The organism is Brucella haematophila, assembly GCF_005938105.1.
In the GTDB taxonomy this organism is placed as follows: domain Bacteria; phylum Pseudomonadota; class Alphaproteobacteria; order Rhizobiales; family Rhizobiaceae; genus Brucella; species Brucella haematophila.
In genome coordinates this window covers 396,539-405,158 of record NZ_VCPE01000004.1, presented here as the reverse complement: position 1 = coordinate 405,158, position 8,620 = coordinate 396,539, and the positions used below count along the sequence as shown (strand labels likewise).

Here is an 8,620-nt window from a genome sequence, read left to right as displayed (position 1 = left end):
CACAAAGTTTATCGCGGGGTGGAGCAGCCCGGTAGCTCGTCAGGCTCATAACCTGAAGGCCGCAGGTTCAAATCCTGCCCCCGCAACCAAAACCATCTGAATACAACAAAAAGCCCCGCAAAAAAATGCGGGGCTTTCCGCGTTTATACGCCTGAATGTCTACGAAACAAACGGCGATAGGCCGTGGTGAGCCCATGCGCCTAACTAATCGTCGAAACCTCGGCGATGAGCCAGTCGCGAAAGAGCCGCAGTGCTGTGTTAGAGGCAATGCTCTCGTGGCTGCAGATGAACTTGTAGGATTCCTTTGGCTGGAAGTACTTCTCGGACACGACGCCAAGGCTACCGCGTTGCACGTCGCTCTCGAGAAGCGACCGATGAGAAAAGCCGATACCCTGTCCGGAACGCGCTGCTGCCAGTAGTGTGTGCTGGTCGTCAAATACAGGTTTGAATTTGCGGCTATATCTCCAAGGCCGTGTTGCCCAATCCATCGTTTCCAATCGCTCATGTCGCGGTAGTGTAGGCGAGGGATATCCGGGTTGGTGAGTAGGCCCTCGGGATTTGCCACGCCTTCCAGGAGTGCGGGACTGCAAACCGGCACAAGCTTTTCCGTCAGCAGGTCGATACTATAGGCGCCGGGAGGCGCATGCAGACAATATTTAATCTGCGCATCTTCCCTGTCCTGCGCAATGGAATCGATATCGAGATTGTTGAGATGAAGCTGGATGCCGGGGTTCTGTTTCAGGAACCCGGCTATCCGGCTGGCAATCACTTCCATTGAGAAAAACGGCCCAGCCCGCACGCGTAGAATTTGTGCTCGATTGTCCTGGCCAATCAGGGTGGTTACTGCGCCGATTTCATCGAAGGCGCGGCTGCAGACTTCGGTCAACAGAGCGCCCTCTGCGGTAACGGTCACACCGCGCGGCCCTCGAATAAGCAATTGGCAGCCCAAGGCCTGTTCCAAAAGCTTGATCTGATGGCTGACAGCGCCCTGACTGACCGCAAGCTCTTCCGCTGCAGCAGTGAAGCTTTGGCAGTGCGACACGGCCTCAAAGGCCCGCAAGGCTTTCAAGCTTGGAAGTCTTCTGCGTGTCGTTCTTGAGCTCATGACATCATTAATTTTTCTAATAGCATTGAATAGATCTTTTGCATTGATCGACCGCAGGCACAAGCATAATCGTCAATCAATAAAAGTTGCCCAAGGGGAGCCTTCTCACCGGTTCACGATCCCGAAGACATGGATTGTCGGTGATCTGCGATGCCAGCAAAGGGCCAATAACAGGAGATCGGAACATGCATAAGCAATTCAAAATGGGAATGATTGCAGCGGCTATTGCCGTGCTCGGTGCTTTCCCGACCTATGCCGAGGAAATCCGCATGGGAGCCGAAGGCGCTTATGCGCCGTTTAATTTTCTCGATCCCAACGGCAAGCTGAAAGGCTTCGATATCGATGTTGGCGATGCTATCTGCGAAAAGCTGAAGGCGGATTGCGTCTGGAGCGCCAATGAATGGAGCGGGATCATTCCTGCACTTCAGGCGAAGAAATTCGATGTCATGGCGTCGTCGATGGCCATCACTGAATCGCGCATGCAGCAGGTCAACTTCTCCAATCCTTATTACTACAACACCATGCGGTTTGTGGCGTTGAAGGAGCTTGGCCTGAAGGATGTGACACCGGAGAGCGCCAAGGGCAAGGTCATCGGCACCCAGACCGGCTCTATCGCGGTCGATGTTTTGCAGCGTTTTTTCCCGGATAATGAGGTGAAGCTCTATCCGACGCTGGAAGAAGCCTTCCTGGATATTGAGAACGGTCGTATCGACCTCGTGCTCGAATCCAAATTCGCGCTCAGCGACTGGATTTCGAAGGGTGCGAGCTGCTGTGAGTTCGTCGGCAACGAGTTCCTGCTGGATGGCACACTAGGCGCTGGCATGGCGTTCCGCAAGGATGACGAAGAGCTGCGCGCGCGTGTCAACAAGGCACTTGCAGAGATTATCGCGGACGGCACCTATGACAAAATCCGCGCCAAGTATTTTGACTTCGACATCCGAGAAAAGCCGAAATTCGCCAGCGAAATCTTCGGAAAGTAATTCGTGCCGAAAGGACGCCTGATTTGAAGCACCACATCAGATCAGGTGTCCGTCTTGCCTGAGGGCATGGCTTTTACGGTTCGATCCGGCTTCAGCAGTTTCATTCTCGACCAATCCAGACTGGTCTTCGCCGACAATAGAAAGGTCGACCCGTGTCCTATCGTGTTGCGATCATCGAACTCATCAATGAAAGTAATACCTTCACACGAAATCGCACAAGCATCAGCGATTTCAGGGCGTCCCATTATTTCAAGGGTGATGAGATTCCGGCCAATTTCCGTGGCACGGGTTCGGAAGTCGGTGGCGCGATAAAGGTCGCAGATGAAAAGGGTTGGACGCCTGTCTATATCACTGCTGCCCATGCGGAACCGAATGGCGCGGTGCTGGAAAGCGCGTGTGTGGAAATCACCAGTGAATGCCTGCAGCGACTGAAGGAGTCCGGACCGTTTGACGGACTCTTCGTCGCCCTGCACGGCGCCATGGTGACGGAAACGGATCAGGATGGCGATAGCCAGTTCCTGCGCGAAATCCGCTCGGTGGTCGGATATGATGTGCCGATTGCCATCACGCTTGATCTGCACGCGAATATTTTCGATGAACTGGCCGATCTGGCACAAATTGCCGTTTCATTCAGGACCTATCCTCATATCGACATGAACGAGGTCGGGGTTGAAGCTTGCACTTTGCTGGACCGGGCCATGAAGGGCGAAATCGAACCTGCTCTCGCCATCTCGCGTCCACCGATGCTGCTTGGCTGCGACGACGGTCGCACGACGGATAACGGCCCGATGTGCCGCCTGCTCGAAAGTGCGGCCCGTGAAATGCAACAGCCCGGCATCCTCAATGTCGCGATCAATGCCGGTTTCACCGATGCCGATGTTTGGGCGGCGGGACCGAGTGTCATCGTGACCTTCGATGCGAAAAGCGTGGAGCGGCAAACCGCCAGCAATGTCGCGGAAAAGATCTGCGATGAAATCTGGGCTTATAAGGATCAGTGGTCGCAGCCGCTGCCGCTTGATGAGTGTATCGCGCTGCTGAAAGAGGCGCGCGACGCCGAGGGCACGATTGTCGTTGCCGATTTCTCGGACAATCCCGGCTCGGGCGCCTATAGCGATTGCACCGCGCTGATTGCGGCAATGCTGGAAGCCGGTGTGACCAACGCTGCCGCCGGCGCGTTGCTCGACCCGGAAGCCGTGGCCGAGATTGCAACCAAGGCAATTGGCGAGACCATCACGGTGACGATTGGCGGCAAGTCCGATCCATCGGTTGGCGGTGGACCGCTGACGGTGACGGGGCGTGTCGTGGCGATCAGCGAGGGCAGCTTTGTCTTTGAAGGCCCGATGTTTACGGGCCTGCCCGGAACGACGGGAAAATCCGTGTGCCTGCGCGTGGACGGGATCGATATCATGATCGTCTCCGAACGGATGCAGATGCTCGATCAGAACATATTCCGGATTGTCGGGATCGAGCCGAAGGAAAAGGCAATTGTTGCGGTCAAATCGATGCAGCATTTCAAAGGGGCTTTCGGCCCGATTGCAACGCAGATCATCGTCACCGATGCAGGCGGTCTGAGTTCGCCGGATCTGTCGAGACGCACCTATTCCCGGTTGCGACGTCCGGTTTTCCCGCTGGATGCGGTGCCGGATCGGCAACAGTGAATGCGCTGACGAATCTATTGGACTTTTGACAGCGAACAGGGAATTTATCCGATCGGTTGGGGGAAGCAGGGAAGCGACGGATCGTCATCAATTTCCCCGGACCAGATTGATCATTTGTACCTACGGATGGAGTGTCCGATGCAGACTGCGCCAATTTTTGCCGGATTAAAGATCGAGGCGGCTGAAATACGGGTCATACGGTTGCCGCTGCTCGTGCCTTTCGTGATCTCCACCGGCACAATGACTGAAAAAATCATACCGATCCTTACCTTGAAAGCGGAAGGCCTTGAAGGCTATGCCGAAGGCGTGATGGACCCCTTGCCTGATTATCTGGAAGAAACCATCTCCGGCTCGCTCTCGTTCCTGCGCGATGTGCTGCTGCCGCAGATCGTCGGAAAGCGCTTCAACGGCCCGGCCGATCTCGCTGCCATTCTCGATCCGTGGCGCGGGCATAGAATGAGCAAGGCCATGGTTGAAATGGCCGTTTGGGACCTTTGGGCGAAAGCGCTGAACCTGCCATTGAGCGTTGCGCTTGGCGGTGTCCGCGATGCCATCGATGTTGGCGTTAGCCTCGGTATTGCCGATATTCCAACCACCATTGACCGGGTCGCGGCTTCGCTCGACGCCGGTTACAAGCGCGTAAAGCTCAAGATCAAGCGCGGCCATGATCTTGCGATGTTGCAAGCCGTGCGCGACCGCTTCCCGGTAGCCAAGCTGACCGTGGATGCCAACACGGATTACCGTCTGTCCGATCTGCCGCTTCTCAAAGCGATGGATGCCTTTGCGCTCGATTATATCGAGCAGCCGCTGGCATTCGATGACATTACCGACCATGTGCATGTGCAGGAAAAACTGCTGACGGCCATCTGTCTGGACGAAAGCATTCGCTCTTCGGTGGATGCGCGCAAGGCGCTCGTTGCACGCGCCTGCCGCGTGATCAATATCAAGGTCGGACGTGTCGGCGGCCATAGCGCTTCGCGGGCCATTCATGATGTCTGCGCTGCTTTCGATGTGCCCGTATGGTGCGGCGGTATGCTGGAAGCCGGCATCGGGCGGGCGCATAATATCCACCTGTCGACGCTCGCGAATTTCACCAAGCCGGGGGATACGTCATCCGCCAGCCGCTATTTCCCGCGTGACATCGTCAACGAACCGCTTGAAGCCGAAAACGGTCGCATGGCCGTTCCGAAAAACGGCCCGGGTATCGGTGTGACCCTCGACCACGCCTTCCTCGAAACGGTGACGAACCATCGCGAGGAATTTGCCGCATGAGCGAAATCATCATCCGCGAACTCGCATCTCTCGCCGAGATGAAGGATTCGGAAAATGTGCAGCGGCTTGTCTGGGGCGACGACGATCCTGTCGATGCTTCCGACTTGCTCCTCGCCATCCAGCATGAAGGCGGCCTTGTCGCCGGCGCTTTCGAGGGCGAGAAGATGATGGGTTTCATCTTCGGTTTCCCGACCGCAACGCCGGGTATTCAGCACTCGCATCGTCTGGCGGTTCTGCCGGAAGCGCGAGGCCTGAAGCTAGGTGCGCGCATGAAGTGGTTTCAGCGCGACTGGTGCCTTGCAAGAGGCGTGACGCTTGTGCGCTGGACCTATGATCCCATTCGAGCGGTCAATGCCGGTTTGAATATTGCAAGCCTTGGCGCCACATCCTCCACCTATCATAACGATTACTATGGTCCGATGGTCGGCATCAATGCGGGGCTTCCGTCGGATCGCATCGTGGCCGATTGGCAGTTGGACGATCCACGCGTTGAAGCGCGTTCTCAAGGGCAGAAGCTTGAGTTTCCCGCCGATATTCGCCGTGTGGAATTCCCCGCCGATATCGATCAGTTGCTTGCGACAGACCCGGCGGCGGCCATGACGGCGCGGCTATCGCTTCGCGAGACGCTGCGTGCAGCCTTTGCCGAGGGGCAGCGCATTGTTGGCTTCGACCCCAAAACACCAGCCTATCTTCTGCGCTGAGGCCAGTCCGCACTATCGAATGCCATTCTCAGTTTCAAAAGCCCGCATCCGACCATCGGCTGCGGGCTGACTTTTTTCCGCGCAGCGCTACTTATTACACCGAGCGGACATCCCCCACGCTAACACTGATTATTGAAAGGCGGATCAAGCTCTCGCGTGTATGGTGTGTCCTCGACAGGGTGCAGGCTGCGAAAGGAAAAGCGAATTGGTTCAGCATCACGTAGTGATTGTCGGCGGCGGTTTTGCGGGTTTGCAGCTGGCGAAAGATCTGCAAAGTCCGGACACATCGATCACCATCATCGATCGCAGAAATCATCATCTCTTTCAGCCATTGTTGTATCAGGTTGCTACGACTGTGCTTGCAACGTCGGAAATTGCCTGGCCAATCCGCTCCGTTTTTCGCAATCGCGAAGAGGTTTCCACCCTGTTGGCTGAAGTGACCGGCGTGGACACGCAGGCGCGCAAGGTCCATCTCAGGGATGGGCCGAGCATCGATTATGACACGCTTGTTCTGGCGACCGGTGCGCGGCACGCCTATTTCGGACGCGACGAGTGGGAGCCCTATGCACCGGGCCTGAAGGCGCTGGAAGACGCAACGACAATTCGCCGTCGTCTTCTACTGGCTTTTGAGCAGGCCGAGCTGGAAACCGATCCCGAGGTTCGCAAGGCGCTGCTGACATTCAGCATCATTGGTGCGGGGCCGACCGGCGTGGAGCTGGCGGGGATCATTGCGGAACTGGCTCACCGCACCTTGGTCAAAGAATTCCGTAATATCGATACGTCCACAGCACGTATCATTCTCGTCGAAGCAGGGCCGCGCATTCTGCCGGTTTTTCCACCGTCGCTTTCGGATTATGCGGAGAAATCGCTGACGAAAATGGGCGTTGAAGTCAGAACCGGCACGCCCGTCACGGCCTGCGATGCCAGGGGCATTTCCATCGGTGACGAACAGGTGGCCAGCCGCACTGTTATCTGGGCGGCGGGTGTGCAGGCATCAAAAGCCGCCGAATGGGTGGGCGCCGAGCAGGATCGCGCAGGCCGCGCCGTAGTTGAACCGGACCTGACGGTGAAAGACCATCCCGAAATTTTCATCGTCGGGGATACGGCTCTGGTCAAAACCGCTGATGGCAAGCCGGTGCCGGGCATTGCGCCTGCCGCCAAGCAGCAGGGCAAATATGTGGCGAAGGTGATCAATGCGCGCTTTGCCAATCGTGCGGCACCGGGCCCTTTCCGTTACAAGCATCTTGGCAACCTTGCCACCATTGGCCCAAGCGCGGCTGTTATCGATTTCGGGTCATTGCGTTTGAAGGGCTGGATCGCCTGGTGGATATGGGGGCTTGCCCATATCTATTTTCTCATTGGTACGCGCAGCCGTCTGGCGGTGGCGCTCAGCTGGCTCTGGGTCTTCATTTCGGGGCAGCATTCGGCGCGCCTCATTACGCAGAAAGAAACGCTGAAAGATGAAGTGTAAGCTGGTAGCCAACAGCATGTTCGCGCCAACGCTATAGTGAATTTCGTTCGCCCAAGTCCATGATAAGTTACATCATTCTTAACGAGGAGATATGAGAATGCGCTTGATGATGGGAATGCTGCTGGCGGGTGTCAGCATTTTGGGTGGGGCAAGTTTTGCGCAGGCCGAGGAAAGCGTGGAAGTCCTCCATTACTGGACTTCGGGCGGCGAAGCCGCAGCGCTTAATCTCCTGAAGGAAAACCTTCAGAAACAAGGTATTGGCTGGGTCGATATGCCGGTTGCAGGTGGTGCGGGCGAGGCTGCCATGACGACCTTGCGCGCCCGTGTGACGGCGGGCAATCCGCCAGCTGCCGTGCAGATGCAGGGCTTCGATATTCTGGATTGGGCACAGCAGGGCGTGCTCGGCAATCTGGACGAGGTAGCCGACAAGGAAGGCTGGGATAAGGTTATCCCGCCCGCAATCCAGCACTTCTCGAAATATGACGGCCACTGGATCGCTGCGCCAGTCAATGTGCACTCCACCAACTGGGCCTGGTACAACAAGGCCGCGCTCGACAAGGCTGGCGGAAAAGTACCGCAAAACTGGGATGAGCTTATCGCGCTGCTGGACAAGTTCAAGGCGCAGGGCATCACGCCGATTGCCCATGGCGGACAGCCCTGGCAGGAAGCGCTTATCTTCACCAGTGTCGTGATGTCGTTCGGGCCGGATTTTTACAAGAAGGCGCTGATCGATCTCGATCCGGAAGCCCTGAAGAGCGATACCATGAAGCAGGTATTCGAGCGGATGGCGAAGCTACGCACTTATGTGGACGACAATTTCTCGGGACGCGACTGGAATCTCGCCTCGGCCATGGTCATTGATGACAAGGCGGGCGTGCAGTTCATGGGCGATTGGGCCAAGGGCGAGTTCACCAAGGCTGGAAAAAAGCCCGGCGCTGATTTCGTTTGCGGTCGTTTCCCCGGAACGGAAGGTTCCGTGGCGTTCAATGCCGATCAGTTTGCTGTCTTTGAAGTGGGTGAGGACAAGCGCAAGGCGCAGCTTGCACTCGCAACCGCTGTGGAAGACGTCAATTTCCAGTCGGCCTTCAATGTGGTGAAAGGCTCGGCACCGGCGCGTACCGATGTGCCGACCACGGCATTCGACGAATGCGGACAAAAGGCGATCAAGGATCTGGCCGCCGCCGACAAGAGCGGATCGCTGCTCGGCTCCTTCTCGCAATCGCACGCACAGCCGACCGCGATCAAGAATGCGATGTTCGATGTCATCACCCGCCAGTTCAACGGTCAGCTGACGGCGGATCAGGCGGTTGAAGAGTTGAGCGCTGCCATCGACGTGGCGAAGTAAGGAAACATGCCTCGCTGAAGCCATTTCAGCGAGGCGCATAAAAAAAGCCTCCCCCGAACATTCGGGGGAGGCTTTTTCGTCGGATCAG

At 56.8% G+C, this 8,620-nt stretch carries 7 protein-coding genes and 1 tRNA gene; 7 read left to right on the top strand and 1 reads right to left on the bottom strand.

The genetic code is table 11. The features are described from left to right. Positions 1–12: 12 nt before the first annotated feature. Positions 13–89 (top strand) — tRNA-Met (locus FGI60_RS09405). Here the strand turns inward: FGI60_RS09405 and FGI60_RS09400 are convergent. Continuing rightward, positions 68–1,105 (bottom strand): LysR family transcriptional regulator, encoded by a 1,038-nt coding sequence (locus FGI60_RS09400; RefSeq protein WP_235889773.1) that lies wholly within the window; start codon positions 1,103–1,105, stop codon positions 68–70. The genes FGI60_RS09405 and FGI60_RS09400 overlap by 22 nt on opposite strands. Positions 1,106–1,290: 185 nt before the next feature. On the opposite strand from FGI60_RS09400, the gene FGI60_RS09395 reads away from it, so the two are divergent. From FGI60_RS09395 to FGI60_RS09370, 6 genes are all read left to right on the top strand, one after another. Continuing rightward, positions 1,291–2,085 (top strand): ABC transporter substrate-binding protein, encoded by a 795-nt coding sequence (locus tag FGI60_RS09395; protein ID WP_235889772.1) that lies wholly within the window; start codon positions 1,291–1,293, stop codon positions 2,083–2,085. Between the two features lie 152 nt (positions 2,086–2,237). Then, complete coding sequence (locus FGI60_RS09390; RefSeq protein WP_171058740.1) at positions 2,238–3,743, top strand: M81 family metallopeptidase; 1,506 nt, start codon at positions 2,238–2,240, stop codon at positions 3,741–3,743. Positions 3,744–3,881: 138 nt separating this feature from the next. Beyond that, entirely contained in the window at positions 3,882–5,015 is a 1,134-nt protein-coding gene (menC, locus tag FGI60_RS09385) for an o-succinylbenzoate synthase (protein ID WP_138784954.1), read from the top strand. Then, a complete protein-coding gene (locus tag FGI60_RS09380) occupies positions 5,012–5,716 on the top strand; it encodes a GNAT family N-acetyltransferase (RefSeq protein WP_138784953.1) in 705 nt (234 codons plus the stop codon). The genes menC and FGI60_RS09380 overlap by 4 nt, the downstream gene beginning before the upstream one ends. 205 nt (positions 5,717–5,921) lie before the next feature. After that, complete coding sequence (locus FGI60_RS09375) at positions 5,922–7,187, top strand: NAD(P)/FAD-dependent oxidoreductase (protein ID WP_171058739.1); 1,266 nt, start codon at positions 5,922–5,924, stop codon at positions 7,185–7,187. Positions 7,188–7,284: 97 nt separating this feature from the next. Continuing rightward, complete coding sequence (locus tag FGI60_RS09370; RefSeq protein WP_078339842.1) at positions 7,285–8,532, top strand: ABC transporter substrate-binding protein; 1,248 nt, start codon at positions 7,285–7,287, stop codon at positions 8,530–8,532. The last annotated feature ends 88 nt before the right edge of the window (positions 8,533–8,620 follow it).